This is a genomic window from Patulibacter defluvii (assembly GCF_034096925.1).
Lineage (GTDB): Bacteria > Actinomycetota > Thermoleophilia > Solirubrobacterales > Solirubrobacteraceae > Patulibacter > Patulibacter defluvii.
In genome coordinates, this window is the sequence record NZ_JAWZSQ010000002.1 from 164,008 (window position 1) to 182,371 (window position 18,364).

Sequence of the window (18,364 nt, forward strand, 5' to 3'; positions counted from 1 at the left end):
ACGCCGGTCTGGGCTGGGTCTTCAAGAGGGCCGGCGCTCGACGCGGGCCGGGTGGCGCCGCGCCGGGCGGGAGCACGAGGCGCCCCGCCCGGCGGCCTGCGTCACGCCTGCGGACGCCGGACGGGCAGGCCCTGGAGGTAGCGCTCGACGCTGTCGAGCGACTCGACGTCACCGAACTTGGCGTCGATGTCGAACAGGTTCCACTCGACGGCGCCGGCGATCCGATCGCTGACGCACTCGCGCGGGACGATCGGGCGGAAGCCGGCGCTGAACGCGTCGACGGTCGTCGCTCGCACGCAGGCCGACGCGGTGACGCCGGTCACGATGACCGTGTCGACGCCGGCCGCGGTCAGGAAGCTCGCCAGGTTGGTGCCCGCGAAGCCGCTCGCGTACTTCTTCATGATGAACTGCTCGTCCTCGCGCATGCCGAGGCGCTCGTCGATCTCGATCTCGCGGTTGCCGATCTTGAGCTCGTGGATCGGTGACTTGAGCTGCTCGATGCCGGAGTCGCTGTTGTGCCCCTCGACGACCCGGTAACCCATCGTCGTGAAGACGATCGGAACGCCCTTCTCGCGGCCGACGGCCAGCAGCCGGTTGGTGTTGTCGATGACCTCTTCCATGTTGTCGCACGACAACGAGTACCCCGGCTCGGTCCAGGCGTGAGCGAGGTCGATCACGAGGATCGCCGGCCAGGCACCGGGCCCGATCCGCTTCTTGAGGAAACCGCGCTCGTGGTAGATCGCTTCGTTGTAGGCGAAGACCTTCTTGAGCGCCTCCTGGACCTCCTCGAGGTCCGGCGTCGGCACTGCCGTGGTGTCGGACATCGCCCGCACTCCTTCGTGGTCGAGAAAAGGCTCGAACGTCGGCGGTGCCGTCGCTCGGCGGCAGTGTCACTCGCGGCTTCGTACCGCGACAACTGTGCCTGGAGCGAGACCTCCCGGTGGCGATTGGATTTTGTCCGATTGCCGCGAGATGGCCGGTCGCAGAGGGTGGAACGCGTTCCGAGCACCGCCTTGCGGGCCGCGGGACGAAGCGCCGATCGCGGGAGCAAGCGATGCCCGCCACCCACGGAGATACCACCGATGAAGCCTCATGCGTTTGCGCGGTACAACGTCATTCTCGCGGGCTTGTGCGCCGCGTTGGCCGCCGTCGTCCTGGCCGCCTGCGGATCTGGTTCGGCAACGTCCGATACCACCGCTTCAGGGAACAACGACAGCTCCGGTCCAGCCGGCAAGGGTGACGGCACGCTCGTGTATGCGGTCACCGGCGTGCCGACCATCCTCGACTCGTTCCCCTACGGCGGCGACGCCACCCGCTGGCTCAACATCACGTTGAAGTCCCAGCTGATCGATTACGACACCAAGCTGCCCGGCGACGGCTGCGACAAGGTCGCCTCGAGCGCCGATGTCGTCGGCTCGCTCGCGGATTCCTACACGGTCAGCGGCGATCGCAAGGTGATCACGCTCAAGCTGCGCGACACCAAGAGCGCCTACGGCAACCCGCTGACGGCCAAGGACGTCAAGTGGAGCTTCGCGCGGATCCTCGCGCTCGGGTCGTTCATGAGCAACACGCTCGGCAAGAACGGCCACTACGACCTCGAGAACTTCGTCGACGTCGTCGATGACAAGACGATCCGCATCAACGTCACCAAGCCGTTCTCGTTCGAGGTCGCCCTGCTGACCAACAACCTGCTGATGGTGTGGGACAGCACCGAGGCGAAGAAGCACGCGACCAAGAAGGACCCGTGGTCGACGAAGTGGATGGCGACCCACACCGCCGACTTCGGCCCCTGGAAGCTGCAGAGCTTCACGCCCGGCAGCGAGGTCGTCTTCGTCCCGAACCCCGGCTACACGGGCGAGCGCGGCAACGTCAAGCGGTTGGTGATGCGCGCCGTCCCCGACGCGTCGGTCCGCACCCAGCTGCTGCAGGCCGGTGACGCCCAGATCGCGACCCGGCTCTCCTACGACGAGTACGCCCAGCTGGCGGACAGCGGCTCGGTCACGCAGAAGAAGTGCGTCGTCCCGAACCGCGACTTCCTGATCCTGAACCACAAGGATCCGGCGCTCGGCAAGACCGAGGTCCGGCGGGCGATCTCGATGGCGATCGACCGCGCTGCGCTGGTCCAGTCGGCCTACCACGGCTTCGGCTCGCCGGCCACGCTCGGTCTCTCGCAGCACCTGGCCTTCCCGAAGCCGCCGGCCGACAAGCAGCTGACCTACGACCCCGACGCGGCCAAGAAGCTGCTGGCCGAGGCCGGCTACCCGAACGGGCTCGAGCTGACGCTGCTCTACAGCGACGTGCGTCCCGGCTCGGTCGTCCACCAGTCGGCGCCGGTGCTCCAGGCGATGCTCCAGAAGGTCGGCATCAAGCTGAAGCTGAAGAACGTCGCCGGCAGCGCGGACTTCTACACCAACTACTCGCAGGGCAAGTACCAGGCGGTCCTCTACAGCGAGGGCAGCCCGCTCAGCGACCCGACCTACGCCGCATCGACCTTCCTGGCCACGGGCGGCAACGACAACAGCTTCGGCTACAGCAGCAAGCTGTTCGACTCGACGCTCGAGCAGGCGAAGGGGCTGACGCCGGGGGCCGAGCAGGGCCCGCAGCTGCAGAAGATGGCGGAGGTCATCGTCGACGAGATGCCGCTGGTGCCGCTGGTCGACCAGGTCTCGGCCGCGCCGCTCGCCCAGGGCGTGACCGGGTACCGAGCCCGGCCGCAGGGCGAGTACGTGCCGTCGGACCTGTCGGTCAAGTAGGCGGCGAAGGAGCGAAGGAGGCTCGAGATGCGAGAGATCGCAGGACGGCAGACGCTCGACACCCTCGAGGAGCTGCTGACCCCTGACCGCTGCGCGCTGGTCGTGATCGACATGCAGCGCGGAGCGGTCGAGTCGGGCGGCGCGATGGGGCGCGACGGCCAGGCGGTCTCCCGCGTGGCGGCGATCGCACCGCGCTGCGGCGCGGCGATCGCCACCGCTCGGGCCGCCGGCGTGCTGATCGCGCACGTGCGGGTCGCCAACCTGCCCGGCGCGGCCAGCTCGTCGCCGGCCTGGCTGCGGTCGCTCGCGCGGGTCTCGCGCGTCGATCCCTCCACGTTGAGCGTGGAGGGGACGTGGGAGACGGAGTTCTGCGACGACTGCCGCCCGGAGCCGGGCGAGCTGGTCGTCACGAAGCGCCGTCCGAGCGCCTTCCACGGCACCGATCTCGAGCTGACGCTGCGCGCGGCCGGCGTCGAGACGGTGGTCGTGGTCGGCACGGCGACGCCGGGCTGCGTCTCGATGACGATCCGGGACGCGGCGCAGCGCGACTTCTACAACGTCCTCGTCGAGGACTGCGTCGACAGCAACGACGAGCAGCTGCACGAGGCCGAGCTGCGGGTCCTGCGGGCCCGCCACGACCACTGCACGCTGCAGACGCTGAGCGAGATCTGGGGTCGAGGATGAGCGCTCCGGCGTCCTCGGCGCTTTCGGGCCCGTCGCGGTCGGCGGCCTTCCGCGAGCTGCTCGCCGAGGCCCGCCACCACGGCGGCCTGATCGCCGGCTGCGTGATCCTGCTGCTGATGCTGGCCGCGGCGTTCGTCGCCCCGCTGCCGTTCGACCCGCTCAGCCCGACGATCGCCGACACTCTCAAGGAGCCGGGCGGCGGGCACTGGTTCGGCACCGATCGCGTCGGCTTCGACGTCTTCTCGCGGACGATCTACTCGGCCCGCCGCGACATCCCGCTGGCGCTCGCCTCGACGATGGTCTCGGTCGTGCTCGGCGTGCCGCTCGGGCTGTTCGCGGCGTCGGGCAAGTGGGGCGAGCGGTTCATGCGCGTCGTCGACGTCGTCCAGGCGCTGCCGACGATCGTGATCGCGATCGTGATCGTCCAGCTGATGGGCGGCGGCGCGATCGTCATCATCGGCGCGATCGCCGTCGTCAACGTCCCGCGCTTCACGCGGCTCGTTCGCGGCGAGGCGATCAGCCTGCGCGAGATGCGCTTCGTCGAGGCGGCGGTCGCGCTCGGCTCGTCGCGCTCGCGGATCCTCGTCAACCACATCCTGCGCAACGCGTACGGGATCGTGCTCGTCCAGGCGTCGCTGGTCGCCGCCAACTCGATCATCGTCATCGCCGCCCTGAACTTCCTCGGGCTCGGCTTCTCGCCGCCCGAGCCGACCTGGGGATCGATGATCCAGGACGGGGCCCAGAACATGGCCCAGGGGCAGTGGTGGATGGCGACCTTCCCCGGAATCGCCGTGTTCGTCGCGGTGATGAGCTTCAACCTCATCGCCGACGGCCTCGAGCACCTGTTCTACCCCGCCGCTAGGAGGAGCTGATGCTCGAGATCTCTGACCTGCGTACCGAGTTCCACACCCGCCGCGGCGTGGTCCATGCGGTCAACGGCGTCTCGTTCGGCGTCCCCGAGGGCCGCCTGATCGGCGTCGTCGGCGAGTCGGGCTGCGGCAAGTCCGTGACGGTTCGCTCGCTGATCGGCCTCGTCCGCCCTCCGGGCAAGGTCGTCGGCGGCACGGCCACCTTCCAGGGCCGCGACCTGCTGGCGATGCACCAGCGCGAGCGCCGCAAGCTGCTCGGCGCCGGGATCGGGTTCGTCGGCCAGCAGCCGTTCGCGTCGCTGAACCCGGTGCTGTCGATCGAGAAGCAGTTCGCGAACCTGATCCGCGCCCATCGGCCGCGCACCTCGCGTGCCGAGATCCGCGCGCTGACGCTGAGCAAGCTCTCCGACACCGGGATCGCCGGTCCGGAGCGGGTCCTCGAGGGCTACGCCCACCAGCTCTCCGGCGGCATGGCGCAGCGGGTGCTGATCGCGATGGCGATGGCGCTCGACCCGGCGCTCGTGATCGCCGACGAGCCGACCACGGCGCTCGACGTCACGGTTCAGCGCCAGATCCTCGACCTGATCCGGCAGATGCTCGCCGGCGGCGAGCGGTCGATGCTGCTCGTCACCCACGACCTCGGCGTCGTCGCGCACTACTGCGACGCGGTGGTCGTGATGTACGCCGGCAAGGTGGTCGAGAAGGGCGCGGTGCGCGACGTCTTCCGCAACCCCGCCCACCCCTACACCGCGGCGCTGCTGCGGGCGGTGCCGCGTCCGGACCGCCGCATCCAGGGCCTGCGCGGCACGCTGCCCGACCTCGTCGACTACCCGGTCGGCTGCCCGTACGCGGCCCGCTGCGACAGCGTCACCGATCGCTGCCTGACGGAGGCACCCGCCGCGACCGAGGTCCGCCAGCGCGACGTCGCATGTCACCACCCCGTGCAGGAGGGAGCGGCCTATGTCGCTGCTCAGAATTGAACGGCTGACGAAGACCTTCCGGAGCGCGGGCGGCCACTCGGTCTTCGCCGTCAACGGCGTCGACCTCGAGATCACCGAAGGCGAGACGGTCGGCCTGATCGGCGAGAGCGGCTCGGGGAAGTCGACCGTCGGTCGGCTCGCGATCCGGCTGCTCGACCCCGACGAGGGCGTCGTCAGCTTCGACGGATCCGACCTCGCCTCGCTCGACCCGGCCCGGCTGCGGAAGGCGCGCGCCGGCTTCCAGGCGGTCTTCCAGGAGCCGTTCGAGTCGCTCAACCCGCGACTGACGATCGGCGCCATCATCGCCGAGCCGCTGGTCAACTTCGCGCCGCAGCTGAGCCGCGCGGAGCGGCGGGCCAAGGTGCTGGAGGCGCTCGAGTCGGTGCGTCTCCCGGCCGAGTTCCTCGACCGCCGCCCGGGCGACCTCAGCGGCGGCCAGCAGCAGCGCGTCGGCATCGCCCGCGCGATCGTCGCGCAGCCGCGCTTCGTCGTCCTCGACGAGCCGACCTCGTCGCTGGACCTGACGGTCCGCGCGGCGATGCTCGAGCTGCTCGCCGAGCTGCAGGAGCGGCTCGGGCTCGCCTACCTGTTCATCTCGCACGACATCCAGACCGTCCGCTACTTCTGCCGGCGGACGGCGGTCATGTACCTCGGCCGGGTGGTCGAGATCGGGCCGACCGCCGAGGTGATCGAGCGCCCGAAGCACCCCTACACCCGGGCGCTCCTGTCGGCGGCGCTGTCGACCGACCCCGACGACGAACTGCCCCACTACCCGCTGCAGGGCGACATCCCCAGCCCGACGGCGCTGCCGCCGGGCTGCCCGCTCGTCGGTCGCTGCCCGTTGGCGATCGACGCCTGCTCGTCGGCGCCGCCGCCGCTGACGGCGGTCGGCCACGACCACCAGGCGGCGTGCATCCGGGTCGGCGCGGAGACCGCGGCGCCGACGACTGCGATCGGAGGACGAGGATGAGCACCGCCACGCCCAGCGTGCGAGTCGGCACGCCCGTCAAGCGCAAGAACCCGATCTGGAGCTTCCTGCTCCGGAGGCTGCTGGTGATCCCGCCGGCGCTGCTGGTCCTGATCACGCTCTCGTTCCTGCTCGTGTCGCTGATCCCCGGCGATCCGGCCTACCTGATCCTCGGCGACTACGCGACGCCCGACCAGGTCGCGAGGGTCCACGCCGAGCTCGGGCTCGACCAGCCGCTGCTGCACCGCTACTTCGACTACGTCGGCGCGGTCCTCCAGGGCGATCTCGGCAACTCGTTCACCACCAACCAGCCGGTGATGAAGCAGATCCTGCAGCTGCTGCCGAACTCGCTGGTGCTGATCATCCCCGGGATCCTGCTGGCGGTCCTGATGGGGACGGTGATCGGCGGGATCGCCGCCTACTTCCGTCGGCGGCTGCCCGACCGGCTGATGTCGTTCGTGATCACGACGACCCAGTCGATCCCCGACTTCTTCATGGGGCTGCTGCTGACGCTGTTCCTCTACTTCGAGCTGCGTCTCGCCCCGGCGCCGATCGGCGCGCTCTCGACGTCCGACGTGCGGCCGCCCGACAAGACGGGCTCGCTCGTGATCGACGCGATCGTGACCGGGAGCTGGGGCGCCGTCGGGTCGATCGCCGTCCACGCGATCCTCCCCGTCCTCACGCTGGGGATCTTCTTCAGCTCGTACTTCGCGAAGACCGTTCGCAGCTCGATGACGCAGTCGCTCGCCTCGCCGCAGGTCGAGTTCGCGCGGGCGATCGGCCTCCGCGAGCGGACGGCGATCCGCTACGCGTCGCACTCGGCGCGGACGCCGATCCTGACCTTCGCGGCGCTGCTGTTCGGCTCGCTGCTGGGCGGCGTCGCGATCATCGAGACGGTCTTCTCCTGGCCCGGCGTCGGCTCGTGGGCGCTCGCCGGTGTGCTCAAGGGGGACATCCCCGTCATCCAGGGCTTCGTGCTCTTCGTCGGGATCTTGACGCTGTTCGTCTACCTGGCGCTCGACGTGCTCATCATGGCGCTCGATCCGCGGATTCGGATCGGGTGAAGCGCGTCGATCCCCGAGTCATCGGGGCGTCCCGCAACACATCCACTCGGAGGTACCAATGAGGTCATTCAGATCTGTCCGGTTGGCCGCGGTCTTGACGGTGCTGGGAACGGTGCTCGTAGGCTGCGGCGGCGGCAGCGGGGACTCGGACGCGACCGCCGGGACGAGCGGCTCGACCGCGAGCGGCGGGAAGGCCGGGAAGCGCACGTTCGTCTACGCGGTCCCCGACGTCCCGGCGAGCGTCGACGCGTTCCCGTTCACCGGTGACGCGACGCGCTGGATGCTCGTCGCCCGCAAGTCGACGCTGATCGACTACGACGTCGACAAGGTCGCCGGCCGCGGCTGCGAGCAGGTCCCGACCAACGACGACGTGGTCGGCACGCTCGTCGACTCGTGGAAGCTGTCCCGCGACAAGAAGACGATCACGCTGTCGCTGAAGGACACCGGCAGCCAGTACGGCAACAAGCTCAGCGCCGAGGACGTCAAGTGGAGCGTCGAGCGCTCGTTCGCGCTCGCGCCCTTCATGGCCGACGCGATGGGCGTCAACGGTCGCTTCGACGTCAAGCGCATGATCTCGATCGTCGACGAGAAGACCGTCGACGTGCACCTGAAGGAGCCGTTCCCGTACGCGGTCCCGCTGCTCGGCAACAACACGATGCCGATCTTCGACAGCCGCGAGGCGAAGAAGCACGCCACGAAGAAGGACCCGTGGGCGTCGAAGTGGCTGGCGACGCACATCGCCGACTTCGGTCCCTGGAAGCTCGACAGCTTCACGGCGAGCAGCGAGATCGTGATGAGCCAGAACCCGCACTACACGGGCCCTCGCGGCAACATCGACACGCTCGTGCTGCGCAAGGTGCCGGAGGCGTCGGTGCGCACGCAGCTGCTGCAGTCCGGTGACGCCGACTACGCGGCGCGGCTCTCCTACGACGAGTACACCACCCTGCAGTCGAGCAGCGGCGTGAAGGTGACGCCCTGCGCATCGCTCAACCGCGACCTGCTCGTGCTGAACGAGAAGGATCCGCGCTTCAAGGACGTTCGCGTCCGCCAGGCGGTCTCGATGGCCATCGATCGCGACGCGCTGGTCAAGTCGGTCTACGGCGGCTTCGCGGCGCCGGCCAAGTACGGCTTCACCCAGTTCCTCCAGATGCCGAAGTCCGACGTCGAGATCACCGCCGACGTCGAGAAGGCCAAGCAGCTGCTGACGGAGGCCGGGTACCCCAACGGCTTCTCGCTCGACATGATCTACAGCGCCGTCCGCCCGGGCCCGGTCGTCAGCCAGCTCGCGCCGGTGCTGCAGTCGATGCTCGGCAAGGTCGGCATCAAGGTCACGCTCAAGAACGTCGCCGGCAGCGCCGACTTCTTCGAGGCCTACAACGGCGGCAACTACCAGTCGGCGATCTACAGCGAGGGCAACATCCTCAGCGATCCGACCTGGATCGGCACGTACTTCCTGGCCTCGACCGGCACCAACAACACGTTCGGGTTCAAGAACGAGGAGTACGACGCGACGCTCGCGAAGGCCCGCGAGGCGACGTCGACGACCGAGCGCGACGCGCTCTACGCGAAGCTGTCGACGCTCGCGGTCACCCAGGCGCCCGTCGTCTACCTGACCGACGACAAGTCGATCTGGGCCTTCCGCGACGGCGTCAGCGGTCTCGGCGTCCGCCCGCAGGGCGAGCTCGTGCCCTCCGACCTGACCGTCAAGTGAGAGGGCCGGGCACTTGACCATGGCTGATCGAACCGAGGGCTCCGAGCCCGTCCCCCGTCTGCGCGGGGTCGCGGCACCGCCGTCGCAGGTCGAGCGCCTGCGCCGGGCCACGATCTCGATGCTGTCGCCGCTGGCGATCCGGATCTCGAGCCCGAGGATCTGGCGGTACCTCTGGCTGGTGCCGCCGAAGCCGGGGCTCCTGCGCCGCAGCGTCGCGCCGAAGACCGGGTCGTGGGGCCCGTTCACCCGCGAGGTCCCCGAGAACCTGCGCGAGGTGGCGGGCGTCCGGCGCGATGAGGCGGCGGCTGACGCGGCGTACGCCGACGAGCCGCTGCACGACTGGATCATGACCCACGACGAGGCCGTCCGCTGGATGTACAAGCACGGCTGGGACGTCTACCTCGTCTCGGCGCCGCGGATGGTCCGGGCCGTGCGCAACATCGGCCGGGTGCGACGGCGGGAGCCCGCCTCGCCCCCGGCGATCGCGCCGCCGCCCGATCCGGCCGAGCTGACGCGGACGATCAAGGAGTACGGCGCCGAGATCGGCCTCAGCGCGATCGGGGTCGCGGAGTACGACGCGCGCTACACGCTCGCCGAGGTCGCCGACCGCCCGCCGGCCGGTGACCGGATGATCGTCTGCATCGTCGAGCAGAACTGGGCCGCCACCCAGACCAGCCCCAGCGGCCGGTCGGAGCGGGCGGCGTTCGCGGCCTTCGCCGAGGTGCTGCGGCTGTCGAACAAGCTCGCCGAGCGGCTGCAGGCGATGGGCTACCGAGCGCACGCCCACGACGCCCAGGGCGAGACGGTCGTGCTCCAGTACGCGGTCCAGGCCGGCCTCGGCCAGATGGGCGCCAACGGCAACCTGCTGACGCCGTTCGCCGGTTCGCGGGCGCGGGTGACCGTCGTCGAGACGAACGCACCGCTCGACTTCGACCAGCCGGTCGACTACGGCATCCACAAGATCTGCGACAGCTGCCAGATCTGCGCCCGGCGCTGCCCGGCCGGGGCGATCCCGGCCCGGCGGCGGCCGTACCGCGGCGTCGAGAAGCACAAGCTGAACATGGCGCGCTGCGCGCCGGTCGTCGCCCAGGCGCACGGCTGCGCGATCTGCATGAAGACCTGCCCGGTGCAGCGCTACGGCCTCGCCGCGGTGATCGACGAGTTCGAGGCCAGCGGCGAGATCCTCGGCAAGGGGTCGGAGGAGCTGGAGGGCTACACGTTCGAGGACCGCTACTACGCGCCCGGCGAGCGACCGACGCTCCGGAAGGAGTGGATGACGCCCGAGGGGCTGATCTTCGACCCCTCGCGCACCAAGCCGCCGAAGGACTCACCCCGGCACTTCTGAGCCGGACCAACCACACGTGAAAGGTGACTGCATGTCAGCTGAACCCAACGGAACGCTCACCGCGGAGGAACTGGACGAGGTCCAGGACGCGCTGCGGCGACTGAACGAGCACAACGACCGCATCTACCGGAGCCGCGGCTACAACAAGCGCATCGGCTTCGGCAAGTCGCCGGCGGTGGTGGTCGTGGACCTGGCCAACGCCTGGACGCGCGACGACTTGACCATGAGCTGCCTCGAGATGCCGGCGCTGATCGAGAGCAACCTGCGCCTGCTCGAGGTCGCGCGCTCGCGCGGGTTCCCGATCGTGTTCACGACGATGGGGTACCAGGTCGTCGACGGGCCGCACAGCGACGCCGGCATGGAGGCCGTCAAGTCGCCGATCGCCGACCTGAAGCTCGGCACCGACCTGATCGACATCGACGAGCGGCTGGGGGTGCGGGACGACGAGTACGTGATCGTCAAGAAGAAGCCGAGCGCCTTCCACGGGACCCACCTCTCGAGCCTGCTCCGCGGCGCGGGGGTCGACACGGTGATCGTCACCGGCGTGACCGCGTCCTGCTGCGTCCGCACGACCGTCGGCGACGCCTTCTCGGAGAACTTCCGCGCGATCGTCCCCCGCGAATGCGTCGGCGACCGGATCCACGGCGCCGTCGAGTACAACCTGTTCGATCTCGACGCCAAGTTCGCCGACGTCGAGTCGCTGGAGACCGTGATCGCCGAGATCGAGAAGTTCCCGGCGCTCGCCGCGGTCGGCTGAGCACGGGGCCGCGCGGGCGGTGGGCGTGGCGGCGCGGGGAGCGGTGCGTCGCCCGCCGCACCCGTACGGCCCACGTCCCGCCGGGCCGGAAGCGGCTGCTCTTGCGAGCAAATTTACCGTTCGGTAACTTGCCGCGCCGTGGATGCATGGTCACGGCAGTTCGCCGAAGGGGAGGACACGGATTCGCGGGGCGAGTCGACGAACGGGTCGTCCCTCGGGCGCGAAGAGCGACCTGCTGCTGGCGTTGCGACTGGCCGAATGGCTGCATTGAAGGGCGCCGACGGCGGCGAGCCCGATCACCCGCAGGCGGTCACCCAGCTGCGGCGGCGACCCAGCGACCGTCGTCGGCCTTGGTGAGCCGTGCGGAGCGGAGGCCGAACGGCGGTGGGGTGACGCCGCGACGGGCGTCCCAGATCTCGAGCGTGTGCGGCTCGCAGCGGATCACCGCGAAGCGCTCGTCCGGTCCGGCGGGCCAGAACGCCCGCCAGACGGGCATGAAGTAGCGCTGCTTGGACGGCGGGTCGTCGAGGAGGCGGGCGCGGCAGTGGGCGACGACGCACGCGCCGTCGCGGTTGCGCTGGAAGATCACCACGGCCTCGCCGTTGGCGTCGATCTGCGCGGCCTTGCGGCTCGTCGGGTCGGTGCCGAGATGCACCGTCAGGTCGCGGTCGGGCGGAAACGGCTGCACGGTGCGGGCCGTCGGTCCGGCGGCGTCGTGCGTCACCAGGACGCAGTATCGCGTCGCGCGCATGGTGGCCCGGGCGGCCGCCAGCCACCGCGCCGGGTCGTCGCGGTGACGCCTGATGGCGAACGCTCGCAGCCGCAGGGCAACGCGCTCGGCGACCGTCATCGCGGCAACGACCTGGCCTCGCGACTGCGGTGATCGGCCTGACGGGTGGCCATCCGTGCACCGTAGTCAATCGGGGCGCTCGCACGCGGGGGCGGGATCCTGGGTCTGACCTGCGTCGTGGCGTTGTTGCTCGCGTTCTCGATCCGCGGGACCGCTGCGACGCACGACGCTGGGGCTCTGGCGCGTCCCTTCATCGTGGCTTCATCCGCTCGCGGGCAGGGTGATCACCGGCGCTCGGCAAGGCCGGTCGGTGCCGCAGGGGGGCGTTCGCTGTCGGCCTTTCGAAAGGACCCCCATGTCACTCCTGCCTGCGGTTGCCCGGAAGTTGTCGTACGCCAACGTCGTCTCGACCGTCGCATTGGTATTCGCGCTCGGTCTCGGGACGTCCTACGCGGCGACCAAGCTGTCCAAGAACTCCGTCACGTCGAAGGCGATCGCGCCGGGCGCCGTCCACCGGTCGGACGTCGCCAAGAACGCGATCGACTCGGGCAAGGTCAAGGATGGCTCCCTCGGCGTCGCCGATCTCAGCTCGAAGGCCCGCGCGGCGCTCGCCGGCAAGGACGGCGCACCTGGTGTCGGTGGAGCGGCGGGCGCCAGCGGCGCGCGCGGCACCGCGGTTCACGAGGCCAAGGTCGCCGCCGCGCAGACGGTGGAGTTCACGCCGGCGACGCCGTCGGCGACGATCGCCCTCGCGAATCCGGCGTACACCCAGGGTGCGTTCGAGATCGATCAGGTGATGGTCGAAATGGACGCGACGGCGACGCCGAGCGGATGCACCGCCGGTGACCCCGCGTTCAGCGCGCGGTTGACCGTCGGCGGGGTCGTCCTGCTGGAGACCCTGTATTCCATGCCCGCCCGCCTCGTCTCCACGCTCCTCGCCCCCGGAACCGATACGCCGCGGACGCTCGCGCTGACCGTCGCGAACCCCTCCAAGTGCTCGGGATCGTTCACGGTCAAGAGCTTCACGGTCGACGTCCTCCGCTTCGGCTGAACATGCGCGTTCCGCTGCCTCACCGACCTCGCCCCGGATCCCGCGCAGCGACCCACGTCGTCGCGCCGCCGATCAGAGTGTACGGTGCGCACATGAACGGGAGGCGGAGGGCCTGGACGTTCGCCGCGGCGGTCGTCCTGGTCGCGGTGGCGCCGGCGGTCGCGGCGGGTGCGCCGTCGCAGGCGACGTTCGTCTTCCGCGGTGCTCCGGAATCGTTCGTGGTCCCGGACGCGGTGTCGCGTGTGCACGTGGTCGCGGTCGGGGCACCCGGTGGTGCCTGGGATGCGCGGGCGCGGGGTCGTGGGGCGCTGCTCGAGGCCGATGTGGCGGTCGCGCCGGGCCAGAGGCTGACCGTTCGCGTCGGGGGCGTCGCGGGAACCTACAAGGGCGGCTACAACGGTGGTGGCGACGCCGTGATCGCCGGCGATGGTGGAGGTGGAGCGACGGATCTGCGGACCGACGGCGACACGCTCGCCGATCGCCTGCTGGCCGCCGGCGGCGGCGGTGGAGGCGGCACCGACGCCGGCACCAACGGCCCGAGCGGGACCGACGGGCGCGCCGCGACGGTCACCGCCGGCGGTGCTCGCGGGGGAGACTACGACCCGCGTTGCCCGGGCCAGGACGGGGCGCTCGGCGTGGGCGGCCGTGGACAGCGCGGGGGCGGCGGGGGCTGGTACGGCGGCGGGGGAAGCTCGGCGCTCTGGGATGGCTTCGTGGCCATGGACTGCATCTCCGATGGGCGGGGAGGGGGCGGCTCGAGCGCGGCCAAGGCCGGCGCGGGCGTCTCGAACGTCACTGAGCCGGTCCTCGACGACGACCGAACGCCGCGGCTGACGATCAGCTGGAACACGCCGGACGCGCCTCCGCCTCCGCCTCCGCCTCTGCCTCCGGCGCCGGTGTCGCCCGGGGCGTCGCCCGCGGCCGCCGGCCTGACCGTGCGCACGCCACGGCACGGGTCGCGGGTCCGCGTGGCGCTTCAGATCGCGCAGGCGCGCTCGGCGCTGGGCGCGCGCTTGACCTGGCGTGCATCGAAGCGCGCCCGCCCCCGGACGCTCGCGCGCCTGCTGCGGGCGCCGACCGCGGCTGGCGCGACGACGTTCACGCTGAAGCTCGATCGCCGGGGCCGCGCGCTGCTGCGCCGCAGGCACCGGCTCCGCCTGTGGCTCGTCGTGACGGTCACGCCGCCGACCGGCGCCGTCATCACGCTGCGCGAGGGTCTGACGCTGCGTCGCTGATCTCGTGCGCGGGCCGACGAAATCCCGCCACGCTCTGCATACGCTGTATATTGGCACGGCCGGGGGGCAGCGCGCTGCATCGCAGCGCCCGACCTCGGGAGAGTCCTCGTGTTGCGTTCACGGCTGGTCGTGCTCGGCACGATCATCGTCCTCGCCGGCGGTTCGCCGGCGGGTAGTCCCACGGCGGCGGAGGCGTCCTCGGCCACGGTCCGGACGTCCGTCTCCGGTGGTTCGCCGGCTTCGCGCCCAGCGGCCGGTTCGCTGGCCCGCCGGTTGCGCGGCAGCGCCAGGCGCGCGCGCAGCAGCCGGCCGCGCACCGTCCGCAAGGCCCGCCGGCGGTTGGCGAGGCTGACGACGATCGCGCGGATCGCGCAGCTCGGCGCTCCGTCGCGGCCGCGCGCACGCCCGCGGGCTGCGGCGACCTCGGGGCCTCCGCCGACGCCGTGGTGCTACCGCACGGCGCCGATGGCCAGCGGGCCGTGCTCCTGGAGCGTGCGCGAGCCGACCGCCGGCGCGCCGCGAGGGATCGTCATGGTGATCGCCGCCGGCGGCTGGTTCAGCGGGCCGGCGCTGGTGGATCCCGGCAGCTCGGACCTGTTGAGCCGCTACGTCGTCCACAGCAGCCAGGTGTGGCGCGACGCCGGATTCGCCACCGTCGCCGTCGAGCACACGTCGGGCGTGGTCGGGCTGGCGTCCGGTCAGCTGGTCCGAGGACTGGGCAAGGTCGGCTTCGGCAACGTCGTCGGGTGGTACGACCTGATCCGCTACTACGCCGACGTCCTCTACGGAACGGCGTCGCCGGTCTGCGTCGCCGGCGGATCGTCGGCCGGCAACTTCGCCCTGATGCTGGCCACGGTCCGGCTGCCCAGCTGCGTGGCGACCGAGGGAGCTCCGACCCAGCTCCAGCTCGCGCTCGCGGGGGACGGGAACCCGAACTGGGCGTACGCCACCAACGCCTTCGCGCCGATCGCCAGCGGTGAGACGCTCGCGCGGAACCTCGGGATCTTCAGCCCCGCGTTCTACCCGGCGCCGTACTTCACCACGACGCCGATCCTGATGGGCCACCTCGCCGACGACCCGGTCGTTCCGGCCGCGCAGATGGGCTACCTGGCCGATGGCCGGCCCGCCATCGAGTCGTACCTGATGCAGCCGTCCGACCTCGCGAATCCGCCCGAGTGCGACCAGCCGCTGGCGGGCAACGACCGCTACCTCGACCGGACGGTCGCCCACCTCTGCGACGGCAGCCGTCCCGGCCTCCGGCAGCACGGAGTCGCCGCCGCGACCGTCGACACGTGGCGCGAGCGCGAGACCCAGCTCGCCAACCGGGTCGCGCCGTGACGGCCGACGGGTCTGCGTTGTCGCGTTGTCGGGCCCCGTTGGTCGTCGTCGTGGTGTCAGGAATGGCCCTGGTCGGGTGCGGCGAGGAGCCCGTCGGGGGCGACCCGGGGGCGGTGGTGCGGCAGTTGGTCGCGCACCTGTACTCCTGCGACGCGGGCCGGTGGCGGCAGGCGCAGACCCTGATGGCGGCCGAGGAGCGGGCGCGGTTCGCGATCACCGAGGCGGCGCTGGCGGCGTGCCGGCAACGGCGGCCGGTGCTGGAACGCGTCGAGCGTGCCGGAAGCGACCGCGGCGGCAACCAGCGGTGGCGGATCGTCGCCCGCAGCGCCGCGGGGTCGGCGTCGGGCGAGGTGGTGACGGTCCATACCGCGGCCGGCTGGACCGTCCGCGGCGTCAGCGATTGGCCGTGACCCGTGCCGCGGGGGTCAGTGCGTCGGTGACCGACAGCGGCCCCGGTGGTGGCGAGCGGGTGATCCGGGCCGCCAGCCGCATCGCTGGCAGCTCGACGATCCGGAAGAGGGCGGCGGCCAGGGTTGCGGTGACCGCGGTGGTGGCGAGGGCCAGGCCGACGTAGCCGATCCCGCCCTGCTGGCCGGGCAGGATTCGGGGAAGCAGCGCCCCGATCACGGCGTAGTGGAGCAGGTAGATGCTGTAGGAGCGGGCACCGAGCCAGCGAGCGGGCGCGGATCCGAGCGCGAGCGGGGGCGGTGCGCCCTGCCACTCGCGGGCGAGCAGCGCGAGCAGCACCAGCGCGCTGCCGGGCGCCTGCAGCGCCATCTGGACCAGGAACTGGGTGCGGGCGGCGTCGAGCACGGTCTCCGGTCCGTGGAGCGCGGCCTTGCCGACCGCGAACGCGACCGGCAGCGCGACTACCAGCAGCACCGCGCCGAGCGCCCCGGCCGTCAGCGTCGGCGCAACGCCGCGGCGGGCGGTCCAGCCGCGGACACGGTCGGAGGACTCGATCAGCGTGACCAGCAGGCCGGGGGCGAACAGCCAGAGGTTGGCGCTGATCCCGATGTCGCCGGGACGGGTCGAGGCGACCACCGGGTAGCCGATCGCCGCCACGGCGGTCAGGCCGATCGCGACCCGGGCGCCGGCCGGGCCGCCGAACCGGCCGGCCGTCCACCAGAGGCCGCCGAGCAGCGGCAGCAGCAGGTAGAAGAGCGCCTCGACCCGGACCGACCAGGCGGGTTCCAGCGCGACCGCCCAGCCCCACTGGAAGTCGTGGCCGAGCAGCAGCGTCGGGAGCGCCTTGCCCGGTTCGAGCGGCGCGCTGCGGAGCACCACCAGCCAGGCGACGGCCAGGCCGCAGGCGGCCCAGTACGCGGGCAGGATCCGCAGCGCTCGGCGGACCGCGAACCGGCGCAGCCGTGGCCGTCCGGTCCGTGATCCGGCCCAGGCCAGGAACGGCCGGCTCAGCAGGTAGGCGGACAACGCCAGGAACAGATCGAGCCCCGCTTGACCGATCGACAGGATCGCGTATGCGCCGTTCTCGCCGAACGACGTCGCCGGGTTGCGGCCCGGCAGTCCGGTCCAGCCGAACGCGCCGTAGGTCTGCTCGGCGAACACCACGTGCGAGAGCAGGACCATTAGCGCCGCCGCGCCGCGCAGCCCATCGCCGGCCTCGAACGGCCGACGCCAGGCGGACGCGTCGGGGCTCGGCGCGGATGGAGACGCCGGCGCGCGACCGCGCCGGCCCTGCGGACGGGGGGATTGGACCATGACGGGGGGATGCCGCGGACCCTGAATCGACGGCGTATACGATCCTCGCGCCTCGGACGGCACCGCGCAACGGTCGGGAGCCGCGTCCGGTCGCCCGCAACCCGGACCAGCGCACACCCGGGTCGACCGTGACGGCACTCGTCGGCCGCGTCGTCGAGCAGGACGACCTCGGCGACGAGACAGGTGCGCGGAGGCACGGCCAGGAAGTCGAACGACGCATGGGGTCTCGAGGCCCCTGCCGGCGGCCGGCCGTCGTCCCCGCCCGCTACCGTGGACGCCCCGATGCGCCTGATCGTCGCCCGCTGTGAGGTCCGCTACTCCGGCCGCCTGGAGGCCCTGCTGCCCGAGGCGCTGCGGCTGCTGATGATCAAGTCGGACGGGTCGGTGATGGTCCACGCCGACACCGGCGGATTCAAGCCGCAGAACTGGATGACGCCGCCCACCGTGCTCGAGTTCGAGCGCGCGAACGAGCCGGCGGTGGACGAGGACCAGCGGACGGTGCCCGATCCCGACGGTCCGGCGCTGACGAAGATCGTCGTCCGCAAGCGCGCCGGCTCGACCGAGGACCGGCTCGACATCCGGATCGTCGAGGTCCTCAGCGACGTCCTCCACGACATGGGCGAGGCTGCGGCGCTGGAGAAGTCCGGGGTCGAGCGCGAGCTGCAGGAGCTGCTGGCCGATGCGCCGGAGCACTGCGGCGAGGGCTTCCGGCTGGTCCGCCGCGAGTGGCCGACCGACATCGGCCCCGTGGACCTGATGTGCCGCGACGGCGACGACGGCTGGGTCGCGGTCGAGATCAAGCGGGTCGGCACGATCGAGGCGGTCGAGCAGCTGACCCGCTACCTCGAACGGCTGCGCGAGGACCCGGGGATGGGCGAGATCCGGGGCGTCCTCGCCGCCCAGCAGATCAAGCCGCAGGCCCGCACGCTGGCCGAGTCGCGCGGGCTGGCCTGGGTCGAGGTCGACCTGGCCGTCCTGCGGGGCGAGCGCGAGCCGGCGCTGACGCTGTTCGACGTCTGATCGCCGCCGCTCGCGCTGTGCGCCGGTCCCACGGTGGCCCGGCGGGCGGGGGATAGGCTCGCGCGGGAACGCCCGCCG

Annotated in this window: 17 protein-coding genes; 14 read left to right on the forward strand and 3 right to left on the reverse strand. The window is 71.4% G+C overall.

Annotated features, from left to right (window positions below; translation table 11 throughout):
- Positions 1–101: 101 nt before the first annotated feature.
- Complete coding sequence (locus SH587_RS02885; protein ID WP_320669053.1) at positions 102–824, reverse strand: isochorismatase family protein; 723 nt, start codon at positions 822–824, stop codon at positions 102–104.
- 444 nt (positions 825–1,268) lie between these two features.
- On the opposite strand from SH587_RS02885, the gene SH587_RS02890 reads away from it, so the two are divergent.
- The 9 genes from SH587_RS02890 to SH587_RS02930 all read left to right on the forward strand — a co-directional run bounded on the left by SH587_RS02890 (position 1,269) and on the right by SH587_RS02930 (position 11,130).
- Positions 1,269–2,753, forward strand: a complete 1,485-nt coding sequence (locus tag SH587_RS02890) for an ABC transporter substrate-binding protein (protein ID WP_320669054.1) — start codon at positions 1,269–1,271, stop codon at positions 2,751–2,753.
- Positions 2,754–2,780: 27 nt separating this feature from the next.
- A complete protein-coding gene (locus SH587_RS02895; protein WP_320669055.1) occupies positions 2,781–3,437 on the forward strand; it encodes a cysteine hydrolase family protein in 657 nt (218 codons plus the stop codon).
- Entirely contained in the window at positions 3,434–4,309 is an 876-nt protein-coding gene (locus tag SH587_RS02900; RefSeq protein WP_320669056.1) for an ABC transporter permease, read from the forward strand. Before SH587_RS02895 ends, SH587_RS02900 begins: the two co-directional genes overlap by 4 nt.
- Positions 4,309–5,286, forward strand: coding sequence for an ABC transporter ATP-binding protein (locus tag SH587_RS02905; RefSeq protein WP_320669057.1), 978 nt, complete (start codon positions 4,309–4,311; stop codon positions 5,284–5,286). Before SH587_RS02900 ends, SH587_RS02905 begins: the two co-directional genes overlap by 1 nt.
- Positions 5,267–6,256 carry an oligopeptide/dipeptide ABC transporter ATP-binding protein gene (locus tag SH587_RS02910; protein WP_320669058.1) on the forward strand — a complete coding sequence of 330 codons (990 nt, stop codon included), beginning with the start codon at positions 5,267–5,269 and terminating at the stop codon, positions 6,254–6,256. The genes SH587_RS02905 and SH587_RS02910 overlap by 20 nt, the downstream gene beginning before the upstream one ends.
- Positions 6,253–7,317: an ABC transporter permease gene (locus SH587_RS02915; protein WP_320669059.1), complete on the forward strand. Its 1,065-nt coding sequence runs from the start codon at positions 6,253–6,255 to the stop codon at positions 7,315–7,317. The genes SH587_RS02910 and SH587_RS02915 overlap by 4 nt, the downstream gene beginning before the upstream one ends.
- A 112-nt stretch (positions 7,318–7,429) precedes the next feature.
- Complete coding sequence (locus tag SH587_RS02920; RefSeq protein ID WP_320669060.1) at positions 7,430–9,028, forward strand: ABC transporter substrate-binding protein; 1,599 nt, start codon at positions 7,430–7,432, stop codon at positions 9,026–9,028.
- Positions 9,029–9,047: 19 nt separating this feature from the next.
- The gene (locus SH587_RS02925) at positions 9,048–10,373 is read left to right on the forward strand and encodes a hypothetical protein (RefSeq protein ID WP_320669061.1); all 1,326 of its coding nucleotides are present in this window, start codon (positions 9,048–9,050) and stop codon (positions 10,371–10,373) included.
- A 31-nt stretch (positions 10,374–10,404) separates the two neighbouring features.
- Positions 10,405–11,130 (forward strand): isochorismatase family protein, encoded by a 726-nt coding sequence (locus tag SH587_RS02930; protein WP_320669062.1) that lies wholly within the window; start codon positions 10,405–10,407, stop codon positions 11,128–11,130.
- 310 nt (positions 11,131–11,440) lie between these two features.
- Here SH587_RS02930 and SH587_RS02935 read toward each other — a convergent pair whose 3' ends face one another.
- Positions 11,441–11,980: a pyridoxamine 5'-phosphate oxidase family protein gene (locus tag SH587_RS02935; RefSeq protein ID WP_320669063.1), complete on the reverse strand. Its 540-nt coding sequence runs from the start codon at positions 11,978–11,980 to the stop codon at positions 11,441–11,443.
- A gap of 295 nt (positions 11,981–12,275) precedes the next feature.
- Between SH587_RS02935 and SH587_RS02940 the strand changes: the two genes are divergently transcribed.
- The 4 genes from SH587_RS02940 to SH587_RS02955 all read left to right on the forward strand — a co-directional run bounded on the left by SH587_RS02940 (position 12,276) and on the right by SH587_RS02955 (position 15,954).
- The gene (locus SH587_RS02940) at positions 12,276–12,971 is read left to right on the forward strand and encodes a hypothetical protein (RefSeq protein WP_320669064.1); all 696 of its coding nucleotides are present in this window, start codon (positions 12,276–12,278) and stop codon (positions 12,969–12,971) included.
- Positions 12,972–12,973: 2 nt separating this feature from the next.
- A complete protein-coding gene (locus SH587_RS02945; protein ID WP_320669065.1) occupies positions 12,974–14,206 on the forward strand; it encodes a glycine-rich protein in 1,233 nt (410 codons plus the stop codon).
- Between the two features lie 465 nt (positions 14,207–14,671).
- Positions 14,672–15,544, forward strand: a complete 873-nt coding sequence (locus SH587_RS02950) for an alpha/beta hydrolase family protein (RefSeq protein WP_320669066.1) — start codon at positions 14,672–14,674, stop codon at positions 15,542–15,544.
- A gap of 62 nt (positions 15,545–15,606) precedes the next feature.
- Positions 15,607–15,954: a hypothetical protein gene (locus tag SH587_RS02955; protein ID WP_320669067.1), complete on the forward strand. Its 348-nt coding sequence runs from the start codon at positions 15,607–15,609 to the stop codon at positions 15,952–15,954.
- On the opposite strand, the gene SH587_RS02960 is transcribed toward SH587_RS02955, so the two are convergent.
- Positions 15,938–17,266 (reverse strand): acyltransferase family protein, encoded by a 1,329-nt coding sequence (locus tag SH587_RS02960; protein WP_320669068.1) that lies wholly within the window; start codon positions 17,264–17,266, stop codon positions 15,938–15,940. The genes SH587_RS02955 and SH587_RS02960 overlap by 17 nt on opposite strands.
- Before the next feature lie 282 nt (positions 17,267–17,548).
- Between SH587_RS02960 and nucS the strand changes: the two genes are divergently transcribed.
- Positions 17,549–18,286, forward strand: coding sequence for an endonuclease NucS (gene nucS / locus SH587_RS02965; RefSeq protein WP_320669069.1), 738 nt, complete (start codon positions 17,549–17,551; stop codon positions 18,284–18,286).
- Positions 18,287–18,364: the final 78 nt, after the last annotated feature.